Source organism: Paraglaciecola sp. QJM3NY_14 (assembly GCF_056173245.1).
The window spans coordinates 4,089,806-4,115,102 of the sequence record NZ_CM149664.1 but is presented as its reverse complement, the minus strand read 5'-3'; the positions used below and the strand labels follow the sequence as shown (position 1 = coordinate 4,115,102).

Genomic DNA, 25,297 nt, shown 5'->3' with positions numbered 1-25,297 from the left:
TTTTACGCGGTCATAGCGTACAACACGATATTCACCGCAAATTTTGTGTTGTCCTCTTTAAGCCATCGCTTGTTACGAAAATCGTAATCCCACTCGCAGCCTAAGTCTTTGTTGCTGTATAGCACCGCTATTTTTCCGTTAACGATAATGGCTTTAAGGTAGTTGTGAACCAGATCATCACCCCAGCCGTTGAGCTCGATAGAGGTGCGCGGAGGGCCATCAAAAGCAAAAAAGGCGCTGTAAATTGGGTGATCGTTAGGTATTTTTTGTAAGGCTTCTTCCCCAAACAGACTGACCATTTGTGCTTCAAAGGTTTTAGCGAACATGCCGTCTATATCGTGGTTGCAATCATCTACGAAAACGAAGCCGCCATTTTCCACGTAACGCTTAAAGTTTTGTGCTTCAGCGTCACTAAATTGCACTAATCTGTGGCCCGCCATATAGCAAAAAGGCGCGTTTAGCATTGCAGGGTCTGATAAAGGCACAATGCGTTCTTTAATGTCTACCCGCAGGCTGGTGTATTCAATCAATGAGTTGAGCACGTTGGCGGGCATACGCTCGTCTACTTCCCAATCACCAGATTCGTAACTTAAGCGGGTGAAATAGAAATCGTAGTCGCTGCTTTGGGCCCATGAATACGTACCACGAAATAACGCCTGTGCAGCAAACGCCACACACACGTTTTTAATAAATTTTCGACGATGCAATTTCATGACTTACCACGCAACTTACTAAACAATAGAGGTCGTAAATGAAGAACTCAGGCTCATAAGAGCCTGAGTCTAAAACCAAAAATCAACGACTTATACAGCGTCAGACAAACTGCTGAAGGTGAAGTCGCGAATTTTCATGGGCGGTATCATGCTACCTTCAATTCGCTGTGGTTTACCTAATGCTTCTATGTTGTTGAGCATAATGATCGGGCTTTCATTGAAACGGAAGTTCTTGATCGGATATTTGATCTTGCCGTTTTCAATGTAAAACGTGCCATCACGCGTTAAACCAGTGTACAACAAGGTTTGTGGGTCGAGGCCCCGTATATACCACAGGCGGGTAACAAGCACACCGCGGCGAGTATTTTTGATCATGTCCTCTAATGATTGATCGCCACCACTCATCAAAATGTTGCGATTACTCGGTATGTATTCGCTTTTGGTGTGTTTCGCCCAGTAGGGGGAATTAGGCATATTTTTAATCGTACCGTCTTTTATCCAATCGATTCTATTCAATGGATAACCATTTCCAGCAAAAGGTGCACTAGGAGCAATAGCATGTTGAGGATCAGAATAAATATGCACGCGCTCGTCGAACATCTTTTGGCCCAGTTTATTTTTCGGGGCATCTTCACCTGTTGCAGACTTATTACTCAAAAAGCTGCGACCTTCATCTGCAGAGCGTTGATCAAACGCACGCATCATATTTTGAATAAGGCCAATACTCGCCGCGGGCTCAAGAATTACCGTGTATTTTCCTGGCTCCATTTCCTTAGCATCAGCAGAGCCTTTCGATTTTTGAATAGCAATAGAGGACAATTTAGCCGTATCTAGCAGTTTTACGTCGCTGTAATTGCCTGATGCCCAGCCTGAACCCTTGCCATCTTCGGTACGAATAGTCACCGAGAAATCAACGTTGGTAGAGGTGTTGTAGGCGAATAAGCCTTTGCTGTTCATAATGGCGCTCATCTCCACTGCATCTTCTAAAAAGCCTGCGGCAATAAGCTTGTTCTTTTTAGATGGCTCAATGCTATCAAAAGCGGCTTGAGCGCGATCCTCAGGGGTAACGTTGGCGGTGGAGTCAAAATAGGTATTCGCTTTGGCGTATGTTTGTTTACCAAATATCGGCATGAATTCTTCGTTTTCAGGTGCCAGTTTGGCCAGCTCTTCTGAGCGTCGAACGACCTTTTCAAGTGAAGCGTTGTCAAACTCATTGATGGTGGCTGTGCCTGTACGTTTACCAAAGGTAGATTGTACGATAAGGATCAGATCACTTTCTTCACCTGAGGTGGAAACGGTATTGCGTGCGTAACGAATATTGCCGCCCACTTTGCTTTCTAAATTGCATTCGCATTCATCGGCTTTTGAGAATTTAAGGACCTTGCTCAGCAGCTCTTTTGCGTGTTGTTGGGTAATAATTGTCATGGTTGTATTCCTTCTAAGTGAGCTGCTTAAACGTTGCGCGCTGTGTTAATCACGTTAATGTTGTCGAACCTCGTGGTAGGGCAACCATGAGAAACTGCGCTCACTTGTGAAGGCTGGCCTTTGCCATCAAAGAACGAACCGCCCACTCTGTAATCTGATTTGCCAGCTAACTGACTGCAGCTATTCCAAAATTCTTGGGTGTTAGATTGATAAGCCACATCTTCAATTTGATCGACAATCTTGCCGTCTTTAATTTCGTAAAATAATTGCCCGCCAAACTGGAAGTTATAACGTTGCTGGTCGATAGAGTAAGAGCCGCGCCCAGCAATATAAATGCCTTTTTCAACGTCTTTAATTACGTCGTCAGCTGATAAGTCTTTCTCATTTGGACGTAGCGATACATTCGACATACGTTGGAACTGCACATCGCGCCAGCTTTGTGAATAACTGCAACCGTGGGACTCTTTTTGCCCGAGCATATGTACTTGGTCGCGTGTGGCTTGATAGTTCACTAACACACCATCTTTGATCAAATCCCATTCTTTGGTTTTAACGCCTTCATCATCAAACGCCACATTACCTAGAGTGTGCGGCTGGTTTTTATCAGCATACAAATTAACGATGTCTGAGCCGTACTGGAAGTTGCCGCTTTTCCATTTATCCAATGTCGCGAAACTAGTGCCTGCGTAGTTCGCTTCATAGCCCAGCACGCGGTCAAGTTCTAACGGGTGACCAACCGATTCATGAATGGTTAGCATTAAATGCGCAGGGTCTAGCACTAGGTCGTACTTACCAGGCTCTACGGATTTTGCTTTTAGTTTGGCTTGCAGCTGTTTACCAGCGGCTGCGGCATCTTCAACCATATCGTAGGAATTATGGTAGCCAACATTTGCGCCTTGAATGCGCACTTTGTCTTTTTCTAAACCGTCTAGGTATTCATACCCCATACCGACAGGATTACCTAATGCTGAGCGTTGTTTGAAACCATCTTTACCTACCGCTGTGGCAGTAAAAGGTGCCCATAAGCGATGAATGTCTTGGTCGATATATGAGCCATCAGTGGAGGCAAAATATTTTTGTTCGTTGACTAAGAACAAGCGTGAGCTAATAAAGCTTGCGCCATTTTTCATGGCGGCATCGTTCACTGACAACAGTAAATCCACTTTGTCTTGAATGGGCACTTCCATGGCATTTTTAACGATGGGGGTTTGCCAACTGACGTCACCCACACCTTTTACAGGGGCAAGTTGTACCGGCGTAGTTTGAAATTTAGAGTTAGCCATGGCAACGGCAACCGCTTGTTCAGCGGTTTTAGCGACGCTGTCTGGTGTCATGTTTGACGTCGACGCAAAGCCCCATGTGCCGTTCGCAATAACACGCACACCTATACCAGCTGATTCTGTGTTAACGATATTATCGACACGGGTTTCGCGGGTAGTCACAAATTGATTTAAATAGCGGCCAATGCGGGCATCGGCGTATGTGGCGCCTTTTGCTTTGGCAGCATTTAAAGCGATATCGGCAAGCTTCTTTTTATAGGCTACGTCCATCGGTTTATCGAGAAGTTGATCGGCTGAAATCGCCGCCCCCGATATAGGTAGCATTAGGGTACCCATACCGGCACTGCCTAGTTTAATAAAGTCGCGTCTTTCCATTTGCTCTGTCCCCTGGGTTAGGTGTTGTATTGATTATGTTTTTTAAACTTTCTAAGAAGTCTTTTTGTATTTAGGTGTTTATGTACCGATTAGGCTCAGCGTTAACGTGAGGGCTTAGTTTAGGGGAATACGTAAACCTCTCAATAGAGGGAGTTACGTATTCGTTGCTTATTTGTAAGCTCAAAGCCATTAAAGCGTAACAAATCGTGACGAGCAGTTACTCATCGCGTTTTAGCTGCGTTTCAATCCATTGGTTCACGCTGTCTTCAAGTACGGCCATGGGCAACGAGCCTTGGCCGATAATCACGTCATGGAATTGGCGGATGTCGAATTTTTCTTTCAAGCTGGCTTCTGCTTTGCTGCGTAATTCGCGGATTTTAAGCTCGCCAATCTTGTAAGACAGCGCTTGACCAGGCCAAGAGATATAACGATCGATTTGATCCGCAGTGGCTTTTTCGGTCAAAGCTGTGCGCGAGCCCAAATAATCAATGGCTTGCTGGCGGCTCCAGCCAAAGGCGTGAATGCCTGTATCCACCACGAGTCGCACTGCGCGCCACATTTCGTAGCCTAAGCGGCCAAAATCTGAATAAGGGTCTTGGTAAAAACCAGCTTCTTTGCCTAAACGCTCAGAGTACAAGCCCCAACCTTCAGAGAAAGCCGAATGATTAAGTGTGCGGCGAAACTCAGGTACCTCTAATTCCATAGCAATCGCATTTTGTAAATGATGACCAGGTACTGCTTCATGTAAGCTCAGTGCTTCTAGGTTGTACAGTGGTTGCTGGGCGGGATCAGACGTTAAAAAGTAAGTTCCGGGTGTGCGATTATCTGGCGGTGGCATGTAAAACGCGCCGCGTGTCGCTGAGCCTTTAATGGTGAAGGTGTTACGTGGCAAGGTAGCGAAAAAACTGGGTAATTTGCCGTACATTTTTTGCGTGATAAAAGCGGTTTTTTCCATCACGTCTTGACGGTCTTGAGCATAAAATTGCGGATCGGTAGCTAAAAACTGGAGAAACTCCGCGTAACTTCCTTCAAAGCCCACTTGTTGAATAATAGCTTCCATTTCCTTACTGATGCGAGCAACTTCGTCCAAACCGAGCTGGTGGATTTGCTTGGGCGTTAAGTCTGTAGTGGTGTAATAATTCGCAGTATAAGCATAGTATTTAGCCCCTCCTTTGACACTAGAAATACCCGGCTCCTGGCGACAGTGAGTCATGTAGTCATTCACAAAGTAATCGTTGAAATGCGCATAGGCTGGTACAACTGAATCTTTGATAAGAGCGGCACCTTTAGCGGCATATTGTGTTTTTTGCTTTTCGCTAAACTGACTAGGGAAACGCGTGAACGGGTCGTACAGTGCGCTGTCTTGTGGATTTTCAACAATATGATCAGTAATAGACTGCTGGTAATTTTTGAAGGTTTCACAGTGTTGTACAAAGCCCTTTTCAACGCCTTGTGCAAGCAAATCGATATTTTCTTGGTTAAAGCGTGGATAATCTTCAAGGCTAACTAAGTATTGGTCGTAATCTTGTGCCGTTAAAAATGCCATATTGGCAGGGGCCTGGGCAAAATAGGTGTGCCAGCCACTTAAAAAGTTAATGGGGAAATAGCGATCTTGAAATTGATAGCTTTTGGCTTCGGTTTCACGCTCGTACTGGAATAAGCGGTAGCTAACTTGCTCGCCCGGACTGAGCTGCGCCACATCAATTTTAGCCAAGTGTTCAAGCATTTTCTGATTGAAGTCTTCTCGGCGCTCAAACCCTTGTGGGCTAAAATCTGCTAATTTTCCTTGGGGCTTCCATGCATCTGGGTCAGTGCGAAAGAATATTTTCTCTTCTTGTGCTTCTTGCCAGTGGGTTTGCAGTAAATGCTTAAAGTCTTGAGTAGCATCGGCCCAAGCGCTTGCTGAAAGCGCTAAAAGGCTTAGCGTGCCAAGGGTAGTGCGCAGTCTGCGTGAGGTTTTTATTGTGGTTTGGTTCATGAATGAGCTCTTATTTTATTGGGATAATGATTCTGTGGGGGATACAGATTCTAAGTGGGATAACGAGTCCAAGGGAGATAACGCAGCAAGAGTACCGAGGGGGGACTCAAGGCTATCAGGCGGGGTAGTGAACCAGCGCGGCCCTTTGTCAGTCATGTAAATACAGTCCTCAAGGCGTACGCCAAATTCACCGGGTAGGTAGATGCCCGGTTCATCTGAAAAGCACATGCCTGTTTGCAGAGGTGTTTGCTCTTGATGCACAAAATTAACCGGTTCGTGACCTTCCATGCCTATGCCGTGACCGGTACGGTGGGAAAGCCCAGGTAATTGATATTCAGGACCTAACCCTTGGGATTGGTAATAAGCACGAACAGCATCATCTACCGCACCCGCTGGTGAACCGATTTGTGCCTTTTCAAATGCAACTTGTTGGCCTTTACGCACGGTTTGCCAAATTTGTTGCTGCTTTTTATTCGGCTCACCAAACACAAACGTGCGGCTAATGTCTGACTGGTAACCGTGCACCGCACAGCCACAGTCCATTAACACGATTGAGCCATTCTTAATGGTTTGCGCTTGTTTGCTACCATGAGGATACGCGCTGGCTTCATTAAACAATGCCATGGTCCAAATCCCGCTGCCACCGAGCTGTGCCTGAGCACGGCTCATGAGTTGATTCACATCTTGTTGGCTCATGCCCAAGGCGAGGTTGGCGTATACATGTTGATACGCCCTAAGGGTAATTTCATTGGCCTTGTGCATAAGTGCAATTTCGTGGGCGCTCTTAAACATGCGGCAGCCCTGAGTAATAGGGTCGGCAGAGGTATGGCGCATATTACCCATTAGGCTCATTACCCCATCGAGCACGAAGTAACGCACTGAGTGTTCAAAGGCTAATTGGCCTTTATCCACGCCGCGATCGGTCAAAATCTGTTTAACTAACGCGAATGGGCTTTCATGCTCTTGCCAGACGCGCACATCGCCACCCACTTTAAGGGATTCACGGATACTCGGCTCTTCAAAAAAAGGGCATAAAACAGCAATGTCACCTTCACGAGGAATCACCACAGCGGTTAAGCGCTCGCTTCGCCACCACTGAATGCCGGTAAAATAATCCATCGCTGCACCGGGCTCTAGAATCATGGCGGCTATGTTTGCTTTTGCCATCAGTGATTGCGCTTTTTGTATACGGGCTTTGCGTTCACTTAGGCTAATAGGCTGACTGGAGGCTGTGATATCGGATAACGTTGCTACATTATCTTCTACTAAGGCGTCTGGCTTATTTGCTGCAAATACCGATTGTGAAAGGGGAAGGGAGGCAACGGCTGCTGCGCTGGCTTTGATAAAAGCTCTTTTGGTTATTTTCATCAGGTTCATTCCATATGACACTTGGCCACAACATTATTACAAAAAGCAAAAGAGTTATAGCCAAAGGGGGGAATTCAGCAATGCTTAGTGTAAGGAATTTAAGCCAATGCAGGCAAAACCGTTTGCAGGGGAGGTATTTCGCTGGGACCGCATTTCGTGGGACAATTAAGTCGATAGTATCCTAGACGAACACTTAGACTCAGTTTCTCTTTTTAGACCTCTATTTTTAACCTTTATTTAACGCAAGTAGCCATCCACCACATGTCACATATTTATCCGTCAAATCCTAATCTTGCCTATCGGTTTGAGCAGCTTACGCAATTGTTAGCTGAGCACAGAGGTTTATGGCAGTTTGCTACCTTTGACCAAGCTGATTTACCTTGGCGCGAAGATTACCCAGAGCTTTGCGATTGGTTAGATGTGCGATCCGTGAGTGATTTAGCGCAGGCAGATCCCCTTACCAGTATGGCGCCCTATTTACCCTTTTTAAGTGATATAAGCGCGTTGATTGAAGTTGACTCTTTTATTGATGAAGGGGCTAATGTACCCGCTACAAACGCGTCCCTAGGAATGCCGAAGGTAGAGGGTGTGCCGGTGCATTTTAGCCATGGTATTGGCGGGCGAAAGTGGCAGCAGATCACTGCTTTCTATTTTGCACTTGGGGCAGCGCAACAGGCCAATAGCTTTCTTGAGTGGTGTGCAGGTATGGGGCATCTTGGACGTTTACTGGCGTTAACGACCTCTTCGCCAGTAGACAGTGTGGAGTGGCAACAGGCGTTATGTGATAAAGGTCTAACACTCGCGCAAAAAGCCAATGTGCAGCAACGTTTTGTGTGTGGTGATGCGCTCGCTGCCCAAAGTGCAGCGCATTTAACAGATAAAGATTGTGCAGTGGCTTTACATGCCTGTGGCGATTTACACATCAGTTTATTAAAAAGTGCAGCGAAAGCACATACGCCACACGTGGTCATATCTCCTTGCTGCTACCACCTCACGCAAGATGCGCTTTATTCCGGTTTGTCTCATCAAGGGCGAGCGTCACTGCACCTTCACGGGCTGTCTATCAGCAAAGACGACCTAAAATTGGCCGTTAAACAAGTTGCCACCGCAGGCGCTCGCGAGCAAGGTTTGCGCGAGCGCGAGCTGACTTATCGTTTGGGTTTTGATACATGGCTGCGAGATACACTTGATGCCGAGCATTACATACCTTTGCCATCAGTGAAAAAAAGCCAACTGGCCAAAGGGTTTAGTGACTTTTGCCAATGGGCTGCACAGCAGAAACAGCAGACATTCGACGCCAATGCTGAGCAAGTAGCGCATTATTTAGCAATAGGCGAACAGCGCCGCGTATTGCTTGCCCGACTCGAAGCGGTGCGTAGCTGCTTTCGCCGTGCGATGGAATTGTGGTTAGTGCTTGACCGAGCGCTCTTCATGCACGAGCAGGGTTATCAAATAGAAGTAGGCACATTTTGTTCAGGGCAATTAACTCCGCGTAATTTTATGCTGCGGGCTAACCGTAAACAAAAAAACAGGGATAAATGATTTCAGTTTTATACGTATTTATGGAAAGAAAGACGCTGCAAAAATCAGCATAAGCTAGTGCAATTTTGATCAATATTTATTGCAAATCAGCTTGAAAATGTTTTGCATAATCTCATTGATGTTATATTATAACGTTCAACTTATTGAGGATTGACCAGAAATGCAAGCAACAGAAAACAAATCGCTATTAGACAGACTAGGCATATGGGCCTCTAGTCTATGTGCGGTGCATTGTTTGGCCTTGCCTATTCTTATCCCTTTGCTGCCTTTGATCGGCGCGAGCTTTTTTGCGCAAGATTGGTTTGAGCGTACTATTTTGTCTTTGTCTATGATCGTAGGATTTTGGGCGTTATTGTCTGGATTCTATCGTTATCACCGCCAAATTTACCCTTTGTATAGTTTAATGCTTGGCGGGATTATTTATTGGAATAAAGACATGTTTGGCGAAACCTATGAGCCATTTACCATTGCCATTGGCGCAATGTTGATTGTTGGTGCTCATGTGGTGAATCTAAAATTATGTCAAAGCTGTCATAGCTGCGAGTCTGAAAGCAGTTGCTCCACTGACTGATATCTTCTTTAACGCGGCAATGAGTGCAGCGTTAATATAAACCGCTAAGTCAATGTAACGCCCTGTTATGACTTAGCGAAACTCCCACCAAGTGTGACTAAATCGGTAATGAACATTTTTGCTTTACCTGGACCGTTACTAAACACACCATCTACGTCCCAGCTTACTAGTTGCGCTAAATCTACTGGTTGATCAACCGTATACACAAAAAATTTCAAGCCTCTGCGTTTGGCGTCCAATACGAATGCCTCGTCCACGAAGGCAACATCAGCATTGATCGAATATGCCCCTAGAGCTTGCGCAAAACCTGCATAATCGATAGGTTTACTTGCGGTCAATGCACCAATCTTTAAATCAGGCTTATGCTGTTTAATACTGCGCAGTAAATGATGATCAAAAGATGAAACAATGAAATGATCTAACGTGAAATTAAGTTCATGTATGGCTTTTTCAATATTGTCCAAAACCAGCTGAACATCGCTTACGCCTTTTATTTCGATGTTCAGTATGCAGCGCCCCGCAATTAGCGCCATGGCTTGCCAAAGAGTCGGGATGCGCTCGCCTAATCCTGCATCAAGCTGCTGCAGAGCTTCAAAACTATGCTCACTAAGCTGGCCTGTGCCACTGGTCGTGCGATGCAACCAATGGTCATGGATTAATAACAGCCTATCGCCATGTTGATGAACGTCTATCTCAATACCATCGCAGCCCTGTTCAAGTGCTTTGTTGATAGCAAGCAAGGTGTTTTCGGGGGCATCGGCGCTGGCCCCGCGATGAGCAAAAACAAGCATAGAATCGACCTATTTCTTGTGTAATTTCTGAGTGTTAACAGTTTCGTACAAAGCAGCAGATATCACCAATAATCCGCCCACATAAGTTTGCCAGTTGGGTTGCTCGTCGAGCACTAATATGGCCAAGATCACGCCGTACAGGGGCTGCATACACGCGACCAATGAGAAGGTCTTTGCGCGTAAATGCTGTAAGCTGGTGGCAATTAGTGCGTGAGGTACAGCAGTAAAAAACGTACCTAACAATGCCAAATAAATATACGTTTGGCCGCTCGCGTTTAACAATTCTGGAGTAATAAAAAAGCTTAGACAAAAGAAGATCACTAAGGTTTGGTACGCCATAGCCAGCGAACCACTGTAGTGAGAAAAGTATTTCCTGTGACATAAATTGCGAAAGGCATACAGCACGGCTGACAAGATACCAACCAAAATACCTAACGTGACATCGTTCTCTAAAGACACCTCAGGCACAATCAAAAATATGCCAATAAACACTACTAGCGCGCTTAATATATCTTGCCAAACTAGGCGAATACCCTCGAAGAAGGGCTCAATTAAAACCGTTATAACAGGGAACGTGAATAAAGCTATCATGCCAACAGACACACTCGAATACTGCATAGCAGCAAAATAGCTAACCCAATGGGCAGCCATCAAAATTCCCAAACCAATGCCGATGAAGTAATCTTTTTTACGGGCAAGGGACAGCTTACCGCCAGTCATTTTGACTAACGAAAATAACACGACGCAAGCAATTATGGAGCGACCGAAGGTGATATCAGTCGCTGACAGGGGGATCACTTTTGAGAAAAGTGCCGTTGCCCCCAACAAGATAACAGTGAGGTGTAGAGACCACAGGCTCTTTTTAACCGGGTCCACGACTATTGAGTCAGAGTAGCGAAAACATCACCGAGGCGAGTGTCATCTCCAGCGCTATAATCTGCGAACTCCACCATGTCAGGCTCAAAACACGCCACTATGGTTGAACCTAATTTGAAGCGACCTAACTCGTCACCTTTTTTAAGAAAAATAGCGTCTTCACCTTCGCTTGGGTACTGCCAATGAACAACATTCTTGCCTACCGGTGGTGACACTGTGCCTGCCCAAACGGTTTCAATGCTGGCAACAATGGTGGCTCCCACCAACACCATGGCCATCTTGCCTTTAGGGGTATCAAAAATAGCCACGACGCGTTCATTACGGGCGAATAAACCTGGTACGCGCTCAGCGGTTAACGGGCTAACAGAAAAAAGTTCACCAGGCACATACACCATGTCAGTTAGCTGGCCGTCCATGGGCATATGAATGCGGTGATAATCTTTCGGCGATAAATACACAGTGGCAAATTTACCGTTTTTGAAAGCAGTCGCTAATTCAGGTTTACCGCCTAACAAAGTCGTTAGGCTGTAATCATGGCCTTTTGCTTGAAATATACTGTCGTGCTTGATGTCGCCTAACTGACTTACCGCGCCATCTACTGGCATCGCTAGGTCTTGCTCGTTAGGGCAAATAACGCGGGCGTCATCTTTTAAAGCGCGGGTGAAAAACTCATTGAACGAAGCGTAATCAGCGGGGTTTTCACGCTCTGCTTCGGCCATGTTCACCTTATATTGTTTAATAAATAGCTTAATTAACCCGGTGGTTAAGCCACCCGCTTTAGCGGCGGCGAGTTTACCTACTAAGCGTGAAATCAGATGCTTAGGTGTAATGTATTGCAATGCAATTTTTATCGAATCGAACAAAATGAGAATCCTAAAACGAAAAGTTTTTTACCGCCAACGATTGTACAGCAATAATTTATTGAGTGGGAAGGATGATAAGCACGAACTGCTATATGCTAGTTAATAATGGTGAGAAATTTTGACGCCTTTGTCGTACGTCGCCAGAATCCTCACCGTATTGTTATACCTTACTGTGCGAAGGACGCTGCTCATCTAAATTTGACAGTATTTTGTGGTAGCTCTCATAGCGTAACATGCTGATATCGCCTTTTTCTGCAGCCGCTCGAATGATACAACCTGGGTCGTCAGCATGCGTGCAATCGCGGAATTTACACCCACCTATGTAATCTCTAAATTCTTTAAAGCCCCAGGTCAGGCGCTCCATGGGCATGTGCCACAAAGCAAATTCGCGCACACCAGGTGAATCAATCAAATCACCGCCTTGTGGGAAGTGCAGTAATTTGGCTGTGGTCGTGGTGTGCTGGCCTAAGCCAGAGTTATCCGATACTTCATTAGTAATCTCTTCGGCTTCAGGTAGTAATTCGTTGACCAAGCTTGATTTACCTACACCTGATTGACCGACAAATACACTAACCTTGTCTTTCAAACACAGAGCGAGATCGCTGATCCCCGTGCGGGTTTTACAACTTGTGTACACCACGCGGTAGCCAATATTTCGATAAATTTGTAATTGTTCTTCAACATGTTCACGTTCAGCTGCACTTAACAATTCTACTTTGTTGAGCAAGATAACGGGTTCTATTCCAACGTCTTCTGAGGCCACTAAGTAGCGATCGATAATGTTTAAAGACAGGGCCGGTATGACCGAACTCACGATTATGATTTGATCAATGTTGGCGGCCACGGGTTTTACGCCGTCGTAAAAATCGGGGCGCGTGAGCACCGATTTACGGTCTTGCACTATTTCAATTACGCCACTGATGCTTTCAGTGCCGTCTTTGCCTGGGCGAAATAGCACATCGTCGCCACACACTACACTTAGCACGGTGCGGCGGATGTGACAGCGATGAATATTGCCGTCCTTGTCTTCCACGTCGGCATGCTTACCGAAACGGCCGGTCACTCGACCGGATTGCTGATCTTCTAATTGATCGTCGGTGGGGGTGGTTGCCGGCTCAGCTAACCGCTTTGTGCGATTATGTGAGACTTGTCGACGTTGTTTATGGGTAAGTTTTGGTTTTTTCGCCACAGGTGAATATCTGCATTTGCTTCTAATATCTAGTATTATGGTAACGTTAGCTCGATCGGAATTATAGCAATTCCGTACAACAACTTAATTTAGCGCGATTTTAGGAGAAACCATGGCGGTGGATGCACAAAACCTTGTTTGGATTGATATGGAAATGACGGGATTGCATCCTGAAGTAGATGTGGTGCTGGAAATAGCCACTATCGTGACGGACGCCAACTTAAATATATTGGCTGAAGGGCCGGTACTTGCGATCCACCAATCTGACGACGTGCTCAACAACATGAACCAATGGTGTATCGACACCCACGGCAAATCGGGATTAACCGAGCGCTGCCGTAAAAGTACGGTAGACGAGCAGACCGCAGTGGCCGAGACCATCCGCTTTCTCGAAAAATACGTGCCTAAGGGGGCTTCGCCATTATGCGGTAATACCATAGGTCAAGACCGCCGCTTTATGGTGAAGTATATGCCGGAGCTTGAAGACTACTTCCACTATCGCAATATTGATGTAAGCACCCTAAAAGAATTAGTTAAGCGCTGGAAACCAGAAGTACTAGAAGGTTTCAGCAAGAAAGGCGTGCATTTAGCACTAGATGACATTCGCGAGTCGATTGCAGAGCTCGTGTTTTATCGTCAACACATATTCAATATTTAAAGTGAAAATACCCGCTTTGCGCTTTTCTTCAGCGTAATGCCGATAAACTGAGCACTCAAGCTAAACAATTTCGTATAAATGCAATTTAGGGCTTGCGTCCCACGCTAGTTTTTGTAAAATGCGCACCCGCTGTTGATGACAGCGGATGATTTTGTCACAAATCATGATGCGATGCGGGAATAGCTCAGTGGTAGAGCACAACCTTGCCAAGGTTGGGGTCGCGAGTTCGAATCTCGTTTCCCGCTCCAAATTTGAACGTGTTAGAAGTAACGGACAATTGTTACTTAGTATGCGACCCCAAGGGTCACGACTACGCGGTTGCCGTAACGCGGTTAGCGCTCCAAATTTGTAAGTGATAAAGTCAAAAATACATACCAAGCACAACATCAGTATGCGGGAATAGCTCAGTGGTAGAGCACAACCTTGCCAAGGTTGGGGTCGCGAGTTCGAATCTCGTTTCCCGCTCCAAATTTAAGAAATATCTCAACGTTCTGTATGGCTTAACCTTTCCAAGGTTGAGGTCACGATCGAGCGTCGACCGCAAAGCGGTTAGCTGATATGAGTCTCGTTTCCCGTAACGCGGTTATCGCTTCAATTTCAAGAAATATCTCAACGTTCTGCATAGCTTAACCTTTCCAAAGTTGAGGCCACGATCGAGCGTCGACCGCAACGCGGTTATTCAAACCTAAGATTCCTCCAGGGCCTTTTTTGTGCTCTGTATATTATCAATTTCACTGAAAACCTGTGCACACATAAATAGCGCGTCAATAATCTGTACTCCAAAACAAAGTCCGTCAAAATGTAGTGCGCCAAAATGTAGCGCTGGCTGTCTCATGCGCGTTATTTGTGCACCATAGTGAATCATCTAGGTTTAAGGTAGACGAGATAAATCACTGAAAGTATTGTATTTATTATTTTGGCATAAGATTTGTAAAGAGCTTAGCGAGTTCGGGTGATTTTGCCCTCTCAAACAAATTAATTCTGACGACGGCGTCTAGTGTTTCTACTTTTTAGTGGAAAGACTGACGCCGTTTTTTTTTGTTTGTTTGAAAGGTCAAAATTAACGAAATACCCGAACCATTTTAATCACTGGCTAAACACATACACTTAAACGGGGTTCAAAATGGCTTATTTATTACCATCAGAGTTTGCCACCAAAATGGTAGACGCAGGGGAAGCAAAGATATTCATGTCAACACGAGATACCCTCATTCGTGCTTACATGGCAGGCGCTATATTGGCATTGGCAGCAGTATTTGCCATCACTATCGCGGTACAAACAGGGGTGTTTTTGATCGGTGCAATCTTGTTCCCGGTGGGTTTTTGTATGCTTTATCTTATGGGCTTTGACTTACTAACAGGTGTATTTGTCTTGACGCCATTGGCACTGCTCGATAAACGGCCCGGCGTCACCATTCAAGGTGTATTGCGCAACTGGGGATTAGTCTTTATCGGTAATTTCTGCGGTGCGTTAACCGTTGCTATCATGATGGCGTTTATTTTTACGTATGGTTTTAACACTGACCCAGGTGCTATTGGTAAGAAAGTCGCATCAATCGGCGAAGCGCGTACCTTAGGTTACGCTGAGTTTGGTACTGCTGGTTGGTTCACTATTTTCATTCGCGGTATGCTGTGTAACTGGATGGTGTCATTAGGCGTGGTGGGTGCAATGATCTCAACTCACGTAAGCGGTAAAGTTATCGCCATGTGGATGCCTATCTTCTTGTTCTTCTTTATGGGCTTTGAGCATTCCGTGGTTAACATGTTCTTATTCCCTTTCAGCATCATCTTAGGTGGCGATTTCTCGGTGATGGATTACCTAGTATGGAATGAAATTCCAACGGCCCTTGGTAACTTAGTCGGTGGTTTAGCCTTTACTGGATTAACCTTGTATAGCACGCACGTGCGTACCGGTAAAAAACGTGATTTGCCTTATAGCAAACGCTCTGACGTAGCTGCAAGCTCAGTCGCTGAGCATGCATCTCGCTAAGTTAACAGTCGGCCAGCAGTCTATTGCTGGCCTTAAATCTGTTAATCAAGATTACTGTGGTAGTCACAGTGCGAACGATGCCCAAGGTCGATTAAAAGGCCAAGTATTAGCCATGGCCGATGGCATCGGTAGCAGCAGCGTTAGTCAAGTGGCGAGTAAAGCCGCAGTGAACAGTTTTTTACAAGACTACTATGCAACCTCTGAAGCTTGGTCTGTTGAAACGTCTGCTAAGCGGGTCTTGCAATCGATTAACGCTTGGCTGCACGGTTACACCAAGCAAAGCGAATTTCGCTACGATATAGAGAAGGGCTATGTTTGCACCTTCAGTGCCATCATCTTTAAAGAGCGTACGGCGCACATTTTTCACGTGGGGGATGCCCGCGTCTACTTATTACGTAACGGTGTGCTGGAACAACTGTCGAATGACCACCGCCAGTATGCTGCTCAAGGGCAAAGCTATTTGAGTCGAGCACTGGGCATGCATAGCCAGTTAGACATCGATTATACGAGTGTGGCACTTTGCCAAGAAGATGTATTCATTCTCTGTACTGACGGGGTGCATGAGTTTCTTCCCCCACAAGATTTATTAGCCTCTCTTGCATCAATTCAAACGCTAACTGATCCAGAGTCAATTAATGCGTTAGCAGGCGCTCTGGTTCAAACCGCGCTCGATAAGGGCAGTGACGACAACCTTTCTTTGCAGCTCGCCTATATTAGTGAATTAAGCCAAACCCAAGACAAGCCAATAACCGAAGGCATGCTCGCCTTGCCCTTACCGCCTGTACTACATGTCGGTGAGCAGTTGGATGGCTATAGAGTAGTGCGTTTATTGCATGTGTCTGCTCGTAGTCACGTGTATTTAGTTGAAGACGAGAGAACGCATAAGCAGTGGGTCTTAAAAACACCCTCTGTCGATTTGTCCGATAGCGATGAGTACTTAGAACGCTTTTGCCTTGAAGAGTGGATAGGCAGGCGTATTCATAACGCACATGTGTTGCACGTACCTCCTGCAGAACACCCCAAGCAGTATATTTACTGCGTCGCTGAATATGTTGAGGGTCAGTCTCTGAGCCAGTGGTTAACGGACAACCCTAAACCTGATTTAGAAGTCGTGAGAGGCATTATTGAGCAGGTGGCCAAAGGGCTACAGGCATTTCATCGTCTGGACATGCTGCATCAAGATATTCGACCTGAAAATATCATGATCGACAGAAAAGGCACGGTGAAAATTATCGACTTTGGCTCAACCACCGTCGCAGGCTTGCAAGAAGTCGGTCAAGGTTGTGGTAACAGTGAACTACTTGGCACCGCACTTTACATGGCGCCTGAATATTTTTTGGGTGACGTAGGGACATCACGTTCAGATATTTTTTCGTTGGCAGTATTGGCGTATCACATGTTAAGTGGGCGCTTTCCTTATGCTACTCATGTCGCCAAAACTCGTACCCGAGCACAGCAAAACCGCCTTATTTATCAGTCTGTGCGTGACGAAAACAGCCCGGTACCGGCGTGGTTGGATGCAACGCTCGCTAAAGCGTTAAAAGTGGACCCTTTCAAGCGGTATGCCGAGCTTTCAGAGTTTATACACGACTTACGTCGCCCCAATGCCGATTTTGTGCGCCAATCGAAGCCGCCCATTATTCAGCGAAACCCGGTGGCATTTTGGCAAGGTACGGCATGTGCGTTACTTATCAGTAACCTTTACTTCATTTATCTATATTTACAGTAATTTATAACTTAACCAACAACTTAAGAAACAAGTTAAGAAACAAGTTAGATTCTTATTTAGGAGAGAAACAATGCAAAGCAGAGAGCAAGTTACCCAAGCCATATTGGTCGCAAAAGTACAAAAAGGTATTACGTGGCAAGACGTCGCAGAAGCCGTGGGTCAGTCAAAAGAATGGACCACCGCAGGGTGCTTAGGGCAAATGACATTTAATTCAGAGCAAGCCGGGGTCGTGGCCAAGTTATTTGATTTAGACGAAAACGCTGAGGCGTGGTTACAGGTAGTGCCTTACAAAGGCACTTTCACGGAGGCGGTGCCTAGTGATCCGTTGCTTTATCGGCTATATGAGATGATCAACGTATATGGTTCGACCATTAAATCCCTGATCCACGAAGAATTCGGCGATGGCATTATGAGTGCAATTGATTTCTCAATGGACATTCAGCGAGAAGAAAATAGCGCTGGTGACAGAGTCAGCATTGGCTTGTCAGGTAAATTCTTGCCCTATAAATCTTACTAAATGAAGCAGCGCCTTGGGTGCATAACACCCAGGGCGCTTACTTAGCTTTCACTTCGTAGCTGATCTACTGTTTCACTGACGTATTTCGCCCCTGTTAGCACTTCTTCGATGATCGTCGCTGCTTCTTCAACTTGCTTGGCACTTTGCAAAGACTGCTGATGAATGTCGCCGATGCTGTCTTTCGCTTTTTGAGTCAGGGCACTGTTGTTTGTTACCAGTTGCTCAATACCTGCAGTTGAACTCACAGTGCGCGCTGCCAGCGTGCGTACTTCATCTGCCACCACCGCAAAACCTCTACCGTATTCGCCTGCTCTAGCTGCTTCGATAGCCGCATTAAGAGCGAGTAGGTTGGTTTGATCAGCGATTGAACTAATGGTCGTTACTATTTTTGATATTTCCTCTGAGCGTTTATTTAATTGCTCAATTAAATCAGTGGAAGTCAATGTACTGGTTACGATGGCATTCGATGTGTCAACTGTGCGTTGCAAGATCACTGCGCCATCTTTGGATATCTTAGCGGTCTGCATGGATGTGCTGTAGGCTATCTCTGCGGCTTCCTGTGTCGCCAGTTGCTTTTGAATGCGAGAAGTGATGTCGGATGCAATCTTAACAACCTTGATGACTTGACCTTGCGCATTCAACACAGGGTTGTAAGTGGCTTCTAGCCATATAGTGCTGCCATCTCGAGTGAGGCGATTAAACTGCCCACCTTTAAATGTACCTTGTTCTAGTTCGCGCCAAAAGTTGGGATTTTCTTGGTAGAAGTCTTCTGTACAAAACATGCGGTGATGTTTACCTACAATGTCTTTTGCACTTGCGTAGCCCATGGTGTGAATAAAGTTTTCATTCGCGCTGATGATCTCGCCTTGTGGCGTGAACTCAATTAAGGCACTGGAGCGGTTGAGGGCTTCAAAAATAGCGGTCTGACTATTTAAGTGCTCTTTTTCAACCGTGATGTCATTGGCTATTTTGACAATACGTACTATTTTCCCGTTTTGTTCGACTGGGAAATACGTGGCTTCAAGCCATATATCTGCGCCGTCCTTACGCTTGCGTAAAAATGTGCCGCTTGCACTTTCCCCTTGTGCAAGATTTGCCCAAAACGAGCGATACTCAGGCGAACCAGATTCCATCGCACTACAAAACATGCGGTGATGTTGCCCTTTAATTTCGGCTAAAGAATACCCAACCGTGCTTAAAAAAAGCGAATTTGCATCTAGGATCATGCCATTTGTATTAAACGAAATTGTGGCGCAATGGCGCTCCAAAGAATGGATAAAACAAGATTCGAAACTCTCTGGAATGGGAGTGTCTGCTTTTGCTGTTGAACGGGAAAAAAACATAGTCACCAACCTCTATTACATCATTAAATAATATGGAAAAATACTTACCCATCACTACTGGTGATGCTAAATGTTATAGTATATTAATACGCCTACTTTTAGCGCGTGTATTTCACCTAAATGCAGTTAAAATGGGGAGGTAAACCGATTTTGGTTATTTTCACTACTTTCCAAGGTTTGTGCAGTTTTTATACTTATAGAAGGCTCATTTCAGAGGGTTTGCCACGGAGTTGGCTCACTAATACACCAGATCTCCCTCTTCTAGAGCAGAAATAAAGGTGATAATGTGTAAAAAACTCATCAAGTGCAGGATGTATACATCATGAAAGTTATGAAATTTATCCGTTATCTAGTTTTAGCCTCTGGCTTGCTATTACCTTTTAGTGCTTTTAATCAAGCAGTTGCACAACAAAATTCGGTTGATAAATTTGCCCCAGGTTTCTATCGCACTCAGCTTGGTCAGTTCGATATTATCGCCCTTAATGATGGCACCGTTGATTTGCCTATGGATGCATTACTGCATCAAGACAGCAATACGACAAAGCAACAATTAGAAGCGGCATTTTTATCCGTACCAACGGAAACCTCAGTCAACGGTTATTTGATTGATACGGGTGATGAACTTGTACTCATCGATGCAGGTGCGGGTAACTTGTTTGGCCCCACATTGGGAAACATTACAAAAAGCCTAGGTGCAGCGGGATACTCCCCGAGCGATGTTGATCACATATTGATCACTCACTTACATCCTGACCACGTTGGTGGTTTATCAAAAGACGGTCAGCGAGTGTTTCCCAATGCTACGGTTCATGCGAACCAACGGGACATTGATTTTTGGTTAAGCGATAAGGAAATGAGTAAGGCGCCAGAGGCGAATAAAGGTTTTTTCCAAGGCGCGATGGCGTCTTTAAATCCTTACGTGAAAGCCAATAAGATCAGTGCATTTGACGCTAGCGAGCAAATTGTAAAAGGGATTAAGACTGATGCGACTCACGGTCACACGCCAGGGCACACATCTTATCTTGTGCAAAATGATGGTGAGGAAATGTGGGTTATTGGCGATCTTATTCATGCAGGGGCAGTACAATTCCCACATCCAGAGGTCACCATTGATTTCGACTCAGCTCCTGAGCAGGCTAAAAAACAGCGTGAACGGATTTTTTCTCTCGTTGCTAAGAGTAAAGCGCTGATGGCGGGGGCGCATTTGCAATTCCCGGGATTGGGTCATGTGCGTGAAACGAAAAGCGGTTTTGAATGGGTACCTGCGAATTATCGCCGCTTACATTAGTTATGTGCCAGCCTTGGTGAACGTTCGTAATCAAGGCTGGCTAATTAAAACACATGATCAAAATGCTTGATTGTTCACGTTTTTCTGTACGTGTACGCCGAGCCGCTTTGCCAATCGTGCAAGGTTGGCCCTGTCCATCTCTAATTGTTTGGCGGCCAACGTCCAATTGCCTTGATGCTCACTCAAAGCGCGGCTGATCATCTGAGCTTGAAAAGCTTCCGTCATTGTTTTAAGACTCTGTGCTTCGCCACTGCCTAATACCTCCCTCTCTTGGATTGGTTGATTCAGGTTGATATTTGGCGGCATTCCACGCTCAAAGTCTAAATCTTCTGTGCTAAGTGAGATAATGTTGTGTTGATTCTTACTGCGCGTTGCCTTCAAAGAGGCACGACTGATGACGTGTTCTAATTCCCTTACATTGCCAGGCCAAGAATAGGCAATTAGGGCCTGTTGTACGTCGTTTGGGATTTTTAGTTGGCGAATACCTAGCTTGCGAGCGGTCACTTCTAAGAAATAACCTGCGAGTAACAATACGTCATCTCCGCGCTCTTTTAGTTCCGGCACGTTGATAGGGTACACGGAGAGGCGATGATAAAGATCAGCTCTAAAACGCCCAGTTTTAACTTCTTGTGCTAAGTCTCGGTTAGTCGCGGCTACTACGCGTACGTTGACTGTTGATACTTGATCCTTTCCCACAGGCTGAATCTCGCCACTTTGCAACACGCGTAATAATTTACTTTGCACGCTTAAGGGCAATTCACCAATTTCATCTAAAAATATCGTGCCTCCATCGGCTAGTTGGAATTTGCCGGCGCGCTCTTTTTCGGCACCGCTGAACGCGCCTTTTCCGTGACCAAACAATTCACTTTCCGCCAAGGTTTCCGGAATCGAGGCACAGTTAACGTGCACCAAAGGCTGGGTTCCTCGATTAGAACGTTGATGCAATGTTCGGGCAACCAATTCTTTACCCACGCCTGTTTTGCCCAATATCAGCACCGTGTAGTCAGAGCCCGCGACCAACTGAATATCACTTTTAAGGGCGAGCATACTAGGACTATTGCCGATCAACTCACCACCATCTCGTGTTAGTGCTTCGTTCGTAAGTTCTTGCACTAAATCGTGTGCTTGTTGTGCGCGCTGTTCCAACCCACTCAGTTGCATAGCCGTTTTCAATGTGGCGGCTGACAGCGCAGTGATTAGCTGCAATGTACGTTCGGGAATTTCTGAAAAGGCTTCAGGGCTGAGACTATCAAGGGTCACGACGCCCATCAGTTGATTGTCGCTATACAAGGGCAAACCCATACACGAATGCACGGGTAAGTCGCCTTCTTTTGCGAGCAACAAGCCATCGTAAGGATCAGGTAATGGAGAATCTGATGCAAAGCGCACCGGCTGACTTCCTGAGCAAATGAGCGAAAGGCGAGGGTGATCGCTGAGGTTAAAACGCCGCCCAAGAGTATCGGTTGCCAGCCCTTGTATTGCCAATGGTTTAAGTTGTTCGCCTTGGTAGACCAACAATACAACTGCATCGCAATTAATTGCTTTTCTAATCGAGGATAGCAATCTGTCGAACCTATCTTCATTGGTGATGCTGTTGGCGAGATCTAATGCCACTTCTAACAGAAGCGTTGAATTAAGTTCCATCATAGGGGCTCCACTGGGCAATGCTGATGTGCATATGACAATAATGCCATTAAATGCATCAAGTCATAAAGACTTTTTCGAGTCGCTATGACTCACTATTTACTGAGTCGATATGACTCTTTATGACAGGGTTGATATTTAAGTGATTGATAATATTGTAGTTATTAATTGGCATTAAAGGTGCTATCTAAAGTGTATCTCTGCTGACGCAGGACCAAAACAGGTTTTGAGCAGCGCACTCTGGGGGCACTGATGAATAACGTTATCGCAAATGACATGACTAATACCCAAATGACCGACATAGCCACTTGTTACATGGACGTTGTCAATAACGAGAGTGTATCCAAGCGCTTTGGCGCATTGTTCATGTTTGCGAATATAACCTTATCGGTGTCTCTGGCATTGCTCATGGTATGTATCGCGGTGAGTTACCCCTTATCGCACTTTTTTTCAATGCCAATTCAGGTGGCAAGCCATCTTATGATCATTGTCAGCGCTAGCGTGCTGAAAGTCGCTTACGTGGTGCGGTGTATCGCGCAATATGAACAACATAAGCGGGTGCTCTAGATGACGAAAACAGCAGCATCGAAGAAGCGCGCATCGAGTCAATCAGCCATCCAATTTGCCCAACCCGCTGAGCCCTTGAGCAAAAAAGAAACCGCACTGGGGTTGCCTCAGGCCGCTGTATGGTCACTCGCCTTTCGGCCATTCTTCTTGCTAGGGGCGCTTTGGGCTGTCATTGCCTTGGTAGTATGGGCATTATGGTTTAGCGGGCATTGGCCACATTCTTTCGTATTGCCACCTTCTTTATGGCATGCCCATGAGATGATATTTGGTTTTGCCGCAATGATTGCCGTAGGCTTTCTGCTGACAGCTGTGCAAACCTGGACAGGGCTTCGCAGTGCTCATGGTGTATGGCTAATCATGCTAAGTGGACTGTGGATAGTCGCACGTATAAGTGGGTTATCCAGCACCGCGCCGTGGGGCCTAGGCCTTTTCATATGCAGCCAATTACTATGGTGGTTGGGTGTGATTGGATGCTTCAGTTATCAGGTTATTAAAGCAAGAAATACCTCTAATTACAAACTCATCGCCTTATTGGGCGGTCTGTTTAGCCTGAACCTCATCTTTTTTGCGCTCGTGAATGAGCAGGCCTATGTAATGGCGTCGCAGTTGGTACAAAGTGCGGTGCTCTTATTCTGTGTGTTAATCACGGTTATTGGTGGTCGAGTGATCCCTTTTTTCACTGCCAGAGCCTTAAACCGCGCGCAGGTAAAACACCCTAGGTTCGATTTAGTGCTGCTGGTTTTTTCTCTGCTGGCGGTTGCACTTTTTATCATTCAATTTTTTACTCCTGTTTCTACCCTTACTGCAATCGTTTTGATTGTACTTGGTGTCGGACATCTTTGGCGCTTGGGACAATGGTTTGCCCAGGGCGTTTGGGCGGTCTCATTGTTATGGTCACTGCACTTTGCATACCTTGCCATGGCTATCGGCTTGTCTCTGGTGGGGATAAGTTTACTGACTTCCTGCTTACCCTTAAAAGACAGCTTGCACTTAATCAGTATCAGCGCTATTTCGGCCATGATCTTAAGCATGATGTCGCGAGTGTCACTGGGACATACAGGGAGGGCGTTAGTCGTATCCCGCGGTATAAGTGCTGCATTTGCTTTACTTTTAGTCGCAGGTTTCGTACGTGTATTCGCATCGCTTAGCGAGCAGGTACTCCTTTTTTGGCAACTTAGTGCATGGCTCTGGTCAACAGCCTTTATTCTGTTTTTTGTGTATTACTGGCCCGTGTTAACCAAGGCCAGAGTCGATGGAAAACCAGGCTAAAAAGGCTATCTAAACCGGTATACAACGACGTTTAGTGACCACCATATTTTATTGTTTCTACTCACATCAACATCATTCACAGCAAGAGGTTTTATATGTTATCCGCTCAAACTATCGCCACTGTTAAAAGTACCATTCCCCTTTTGGAGTCCGCGGGCGTAGCCATTACCGATCATTTTTATCAACGTATGTTCCGTTTAAATCCTGAGCTGAAAAACATATTCAATATGGCGAATCAGGCCAATGGCCGTCAGCAATTTGCATTATTTAATGCGATCGCCGCTTACGCAAAAAATATCGATAACTTGAGCGCGTTAGGTGAGGTTGTTGAGCGGGTGGCACACAAACACACCAGCTTTTTTATTCAACCTGAGCACTACGATATTGTGGGCCACCACCTTATCGAAACGCTGCGGGAATTAGCCCCTGAAGCCTTTACCCCTGATGTAGAGCAAGCTTGGGTTGAGGCTTACGGCGCGTTGGCAGGAATATTTATCAACCGGGAAGAAGATTTGTATAACCTAACTGAAAAAGCGCACGGAGGCTGGTTAGGAACGCGACAATTTACAGTGCTAAGCAAAACGCCGGAATCGGCGTTGGTCACTAGTTTTGTATTATCGCCGGTGGATGGCAAACCTGTTGTAGGTTATAAACCTGGTCAATATTTGGGGGTCAAAGTACAACCGAAACACGTTGAGTTCTGTGAAATGCGTCAGTACTCGTTATCAGACAAACCTAATGGTGAAACATACCGTATCAGTGTTAAGCGGGAGCAGGGGGAAGTTAAGGGTTTAGTTTCAAATCATTTGCATGACTCTGTTGAGCAAGGTGACGTGATTGATATATTGCCACCAGCAGGCGACTTTTTTCAGAAGAACCAACATTTGCCTACTGTACTTATTTCAGCAGGCGTAGGCTTAACGCCGATGATGTCGATGCTGGAAGCGACAGTTGAGAGCCACCCAACGACGCCAATACATTTTTTGCATGCGTGTGAAAACCCAGAGCAACACTCCTTCATCAAGCGAGTTGCTGAACTTGAAAAAAATACACCACAACTTAGCACGCATACTTGGTATGCAAGCCAAGCACCTAAGGCTGACAGCGTCACTACTGGCTTAATGTCACTAGCGCCCCTTGGGGATGATTTGCCTATCAGTAGCGGTCATTTTTATGTTTGCGGCCCCACTGGCTTTATGGCATTTGTCAAAAAACAATTGCTCGAGTTGGGTGTTAAAGATGCACAGATCCACTACGAAGTATTTGGTCCACATAGAGACCTATAGTTTAAACGGCAGGCAGCAGTGTGAGTACTTCGTCA

Annotated in this window: 20 protein-coding genes, 2 tRNA genes and 2 pseudogenes; 12 read left to right on the top strand and 12 right to left on the bottom strand. The window is 45.7% G+C overall.

The window, feature by feature from the left end:
• Positions 1–2 precede the first annotated feature (2 nt).
• The 5 genes from AC0VYA_RS17620 to AC0VYA_RS17600 all read right to left on the bottom strand — a co-directional run bounded on the left by AC0VYA_RS17620 (position 3) and on the right by AC0VYA_RS17600 (position 7,139).
• Complete coding sequence (locus AC0VYA_RS17620; protein ID WP_475489131.1) at positions 3–713, bottom strand: DUF4159 domain-containing protein; 711 nt, start codon at positions 711–713, stop codon at positions 3–5.
• A 90-nt stretch (positions 714–803) separates the two neighbouring features.
• Positions 804–2,138 carry a TldD/PmbA family protein gene (locus AC0VYA_RS17615; RefSeq protein WP_475489130.1) on the bottom strand — a complete coding sequence of 445 codons (1,335 nt, stop codon included), beginning with the start codon at positions 2,136–2,138 and terminating at the stop codon, positions 804–806.
• Between the two features lie 26 nt (positions 2,139–2,164).
• Positions 2,165–3,793: a metallopeptidase TldD-related protein gene (locus AC0VYA_RS17610; RefSeq protein ID WP_473475790.1), complete on the bottom strand. Its 1,629-nt coding sequence runs from the start codon at positions 3,791–3,793 to the stop codon at positions 2,165–2,167.
• A 217-nt stretch (positions 3,794–4,010) separates the two neighbouring features.
• Positions 4,011–5,771 (bottom strand): DUF885 domain-containing protein, encoded by a 1,761-nt coding sequence (locus tag AC0VYA_RS17605; protein WP_475489129.1) that lies wholly within the window; start codon positions 5,769–5,771, stop codon positions 4,011–4,013.
• Positions 5,772–5,786: 15 nt separating this feature from the next.
• Positions 5,787–7,139, bottom strand: coding sequence for a M24 family metallopeptidase (locus AC0VYA_RS17600; RefSeq protein WP_475489128.1), 1,353 nt, complete (start codon positions 7,137–7,139; stop codon positions 5,787–5,789).
• Positions 7,140–7,400: 261 nt separating this feature from the next.
• Between AC0VYA_RS17600 and AC0VYA_RS17595 the strand changes: the two genes are divergently transcribed.
• Both AC0VYA_RS17595 and AC0VYA_RS17590 read left to right on the top strand, forming a co-directional pair.
• On the top strand, positions 7,401–8,681 hold the full coding sequence (locus AC0VYA_RS17595) for a methyltransferase (protein WP_475489127.1): 1,281 nt from the start codon (positions 7,401–7,403) through the stop codon (positions 8,679–8,681).
• A gap of 160 nt (positions 8,682–8,841) precedes the next feature.
• The gene (locus AC0VYA_RS17590) at positions 8,842–9,252 is read left to right on the top strand and encodes a MerC domain-containing protein (protein WP_011576216.1); all 411 of its coding nucleotides are present in this window, start codon (positions 8,842–8,844) and stop codon (positions 9,250–9,252) included.
• Between the two features lie 65 nt (positions 9,253–9,317).
• Here AC0VYA_RS17590 and AC0VYA_RS17585 read toward each other — a convergent pair whose 3' ends face one another.
• The 4 genes from AC0VYA_RS17585 to rsgA all read right to left on the bottom strand — a co-directional run bounded on the left by AC0VYA_RS17585 (position 9,318) and on the right by rsgA (position 12,971).
• Positions 9,318–10,043 carry a glycerophosphodiester phosphodiesterase gene (locus AC0VYA_RS17585; protein ID WP_475489126.1) on the bottom strand — a complete coding sequence of 242 codons (726 nt, stop codon included), beginning with the start codon at positions 10,041–10,043 and terminating at the stop codon, positions 9,318–9,320.
• 9 nt (positions 10,044–10,052) lie between these two features.
• Positions 10,053–10,919, bottom strand: a complete 867-nt coding sequence (locus AC0VYA_RS17580) for a DMT family transporter (RefSeq protein WP_011576214.1) — start codon at positions 10,917–10,919, stop codon at positions 10,053–10,055.
• Between the two features lie 2 nt (positions 10,920–10,921).
• Entirely contained in the window at positions 10,922–11,782 is an 861-nt protein-coding gene (asd, locus tag AC0VYA_RS17575) for an archaetidylserine decarboxylase (protein ID WP_475489125.1), read from the bottom strand.
• A gap of 160 nt (positions 11,783–11,942) precedes the next feature.
• Complete coding sequence (rsgA, locus tag AC0VYA_RS17570) at positions 11,943–12,971, bottom strand: small ribosomal subunit biogenesis GTPase RsgA (RefSeq protein WP_475489124.1); 1,029 nt, start codon at positions 12,969–12,971, stop codon at positions 11,943–11,945.
• A 112-nt stretch (positions 12,972–13,083) separates the two neighbouring features.
• Between rsgA and orn the strand changes: the two genes are divergently transcribed.
• The 6 genes from orn to cynS all read left to right on the top strand — a co-directional run bounded on the left by orn (position 13,084) and on the right by cynS (position 17,865).
• On the top strand, positions 13,084–13,629 hold the full coding sequence (gene orn, locus AC0VYA_RS17565) for an oligoribonuclease (protein WP_006994305.1): 546 nt from the start codon (positions 13,084–13,086) through the stop codon (positions 13,627–13,629).
• Between the two features lie 173 nt (positions 13,630–13,802).
• A tRNA-Gly gene (locus tag AC0VYA_RS17560) sits at positions 13,803–13,877 on the top strand.
• A gap of 145 nt (positions 13,878–14,022) precedes the next feature.
• A tRNA-Gly gene (locus AC0VYA_RS17555) sits at positions 14,023–14,097 on the top strand.
• A gap of 655 nt (positions 14,098–14,752) precedes the next feature.
• Positions 14,753–15,619 carry a formate/nitrite transporter family protein gene (locus tag AC0VYA_RS17550; protein ID WP_011576210.1) on the top strand — a complete coding sequence of 289 codons (867 nt, stop codon included), beginning with the start codon at positions 14,753–14,755 and terminating at the stop codon, positions 15,617–15,619.
• Positions 15,606–17,348: a bifunctional protein-serine/threonine kinase/phosphatase gene (locus tag AC0VYA_RS17545; protein ID WP_475489123.1), complete on the top strand. Its 1,743-nt coding sequence runs from the start codon at positions 15,606–15,608 to the stop codon at positions 17,346–17,348. Before AC0VYA_RS17550 ends, AC0VYA_RS17545 begins: the two co-directional genes overlap by 14 nt.
• A 70-nt stretch (positions 17,349–17,418) precedes the next feature.
• Positions 17,419–17,865, top strand: a complete 447-nt coding sequence (gene cynS / locus AC0VYA_RS17540; RefSeq protein WP_011576208.1) for a cyanase — start codon at positions 17,419–17,421, stop codon at positions 17,863–17,865.
• Between the two features lie 41 nt (positions 17,866–17,906).
• Here cynS and AC0VYA_RS17535 read toward each other — a convergent pair.
• Positions 17,907–18,239 (bottom strand): annotated as a pseudogene (locus AC0VYA_RS17535) (methyl-accepting chemotaxis protein); the annotation flags it as partial.
• Positions 18,240–18,494: 255 nt separating this feature from the next.
• Positions 18,495–19,091: pseudogene (locus AC0VYA_RS17530) on the bottom strand (PAS domain-containing protein); the annotation flags it as partial.
• A 439-nt stretch (positions 19,092–19,530) separates the two neighbouring features.
• Here AC0VYA_RS17530 and AC0VYA_RS17525 point away from each other — a divergent pair.
• Positions 19,531–20,496 (top strand): MBL fold metallo-hydrolase, encoded by a 966-nt coding sequence (locus AC0VYA_RS17525; protein ID WP_011576206.1) that lies wholly within the window; start codon positions 19,531–19,533, stop codon positions 20,494–20,496.
• A gap of 57 nt (positions 20,497–20,553) precedes the next feature.
• On the opposite strand, the gene norR is transcribed toward AC0VYA_RS17525, so the two are convergent.
• Positions 20,554–22,143 carry a nitric oxide reductase transcriptional regulator NorR gene (norR, locus tag AC0VYA_RS17520; protein WP_475489122.1) on the bottom strand — a complete coding sequence of 530 codons (1,590 nt, stop codon included), beginning with the start codon at positions 22,141–22,143 and terminating at the stop codon, positions 20,554–20,556.
• Positions 22,144–22,392: 249 nt separating this feature from the next.
• On the opposite strand from norR, the gene AC0VYA_RS17515 reads away from it, so the two are divergent.
• The 3 genes from AC0VYA_RS17515 to hmpA all read left to right on the top strand — a co-directional run bounded on the left by AC0VYA_RS17515 (position 22,393) and on the right by hmpA (position 25,262).
• Entirely contained in the window at positions 22,393–22,707 is a 315-nt protein-coding gene (locus AC0VYA_RS17515; RefSeq protein ID WP_475489121.1) for a hypothetical protein, read from the top strand.
• On the top strand, positions 22,708–23,976 hold the full coding sequence (locus tag AC0VYA_RS17510; protein WP_475489120.1) for an NnrS family protein: 1,269 nt from the start codon (positions 22,708–22,710) through the stop codon (positions 23,974–23,976). It abuts the gene before it with no gap.
• A gap of 95 nt (positions 23,977–24,071) precedes the next feature.
• The gene (gene hmpA, locus AC0VYA_RS17505) at positions 24,072–25,262 is read left to right on the top strand and encodes an NO-inducible flavohemoprotein (protein ID WP_475489119.1); all 1,191 of its coding nucleotides are present in this window, start codon (positions 24,072–24,074) and stop codon (positions 25,260–25,262) included.
• Positions 25,263–25,297 lie beyond the last annotated feature (35 nt).

Excerpts from the sequence above, each read along its gene's own strand:
- AC0VYA_RS17620 (WP_475489131.1), bottom strand. The coding sequence starts at position 713 with ATGAAATTGCATCGTCGAAAATTTATTAAAAACGTGTGTGTGGCGTTT.
- AC0VYA_RS17615 (WP_475489130.1), bottom strand. The coding sequence starts at position 2,138 with ATGACAATTATTACCCAACAACACGCAAAAGAGCTGCTGAGCAAGGTC.
- AC0VYA_RS17610 (WP_473475790.1), bottom strand. The coding sequence starts at position 3,793 with ATGGAAAGACGCGACTTTATTAAACTAGGCAGTGCCGGTATGGGTACC.
- AC0VYA_RS17605 (WP_475489129.1), bottom strand. The coding sequence starts at position 5,771 with ATGAACCAAACCACAATAAAAACCTCACGCAGACTGCGCACTACCCTT.
- AC0VYA_RS17600 (WP_475489128.1), bottom strand. The coding sequence starts at position 7,139 with ATGAAAATAACCAAAAGAGCTTTTATCAAAGCCAGCGCAGCAGCCGTT.
- AC0VYA_RS17595 (WP_475489127.1), top strand. The coding sequence starts at position 7,401 with ATGTCACATATTTATCCGTCAAATCCTAATCTTGCCTATCGGTTTGAG.
- AC0VYA_RS17590 (WP_011576216.1), top strand. The coding sequence starts at position 8,842 with ATGCAAGCAACAGAAAACAAATCGCTATTAGACAGACTAGGCATATGG.
- AC0VYA_RS17585 (WP_475489126.1), bottom strand. The coding sequence starts at position 10,043 with ATGCTTGTTTTTGCTCATCGCGGGGCCAGCGCCGATGCCCCCGAAAAC.
- orn (WP_006994305.1), top strand. The coding sequence starts at position 13,084 with ATGGCGGTGGATGCACAAAACCTTGTTTGGATTGATATGGAAATGACG.
- AC0VYA_RS17550 (WP_011576210.1), top strand. The coding sequence starts at position 14,753 with ATGGCTTATTTATTACCATCAGAGTTTGCCACCAAAATGGTAGACGCA.
- AC0VYA_RS17545 (WP_475489123.1), top strand. The coding sequence starts at position 15,606 with ATGCATCTCGCTAAGTTAACAGTCGGCCAGCAGTCTATTGCTGGCCTT.
- cynS (WP_011576208.1), top strand. The coding sequence starts at position 17,419 with ATGCAAAGCAGAGAGCAAGTTACCCAAGCCATATTGGTCGCAAAAGTA.
- AC0VYA_RS17525 (WP_011576206.1), top strand. The coding sequence starts at position 19,531 with ATGAAAGTTATGAAATTTATCCGTTATCTAGTTTTAGCCTCTGGCTTG.
- norR (WP_475489122.1), bottom strand. The coding sequence starts at position 22,143 with ATGATGGAACTTAATTCAACGCTTCTGTTAGAAGTGGCATTAGATCTC.
- AC0VYA_RS17515 (WP_475489121.1), top strand. The coding sequence starts at position 22,393 with ATGAATAACGTTATCGCAAATGACATGACTAATACCCAAATGACCGAC.
- AC0VYA_RS17510 (WP_475489120.1), top strand. The coding sequence starts at position 22,708 with ATGACGAAAACAGCAGCATCGAAGAAGCGCGCATCGAGTCAATCAGCC.
- hmpA (WP_475489119.1), top strand. The coding sequence starts at position 24,072 with ATGTTATCCGCTCAAACTATCGCCACTGTTAAAAGTACCATTCCCCTT.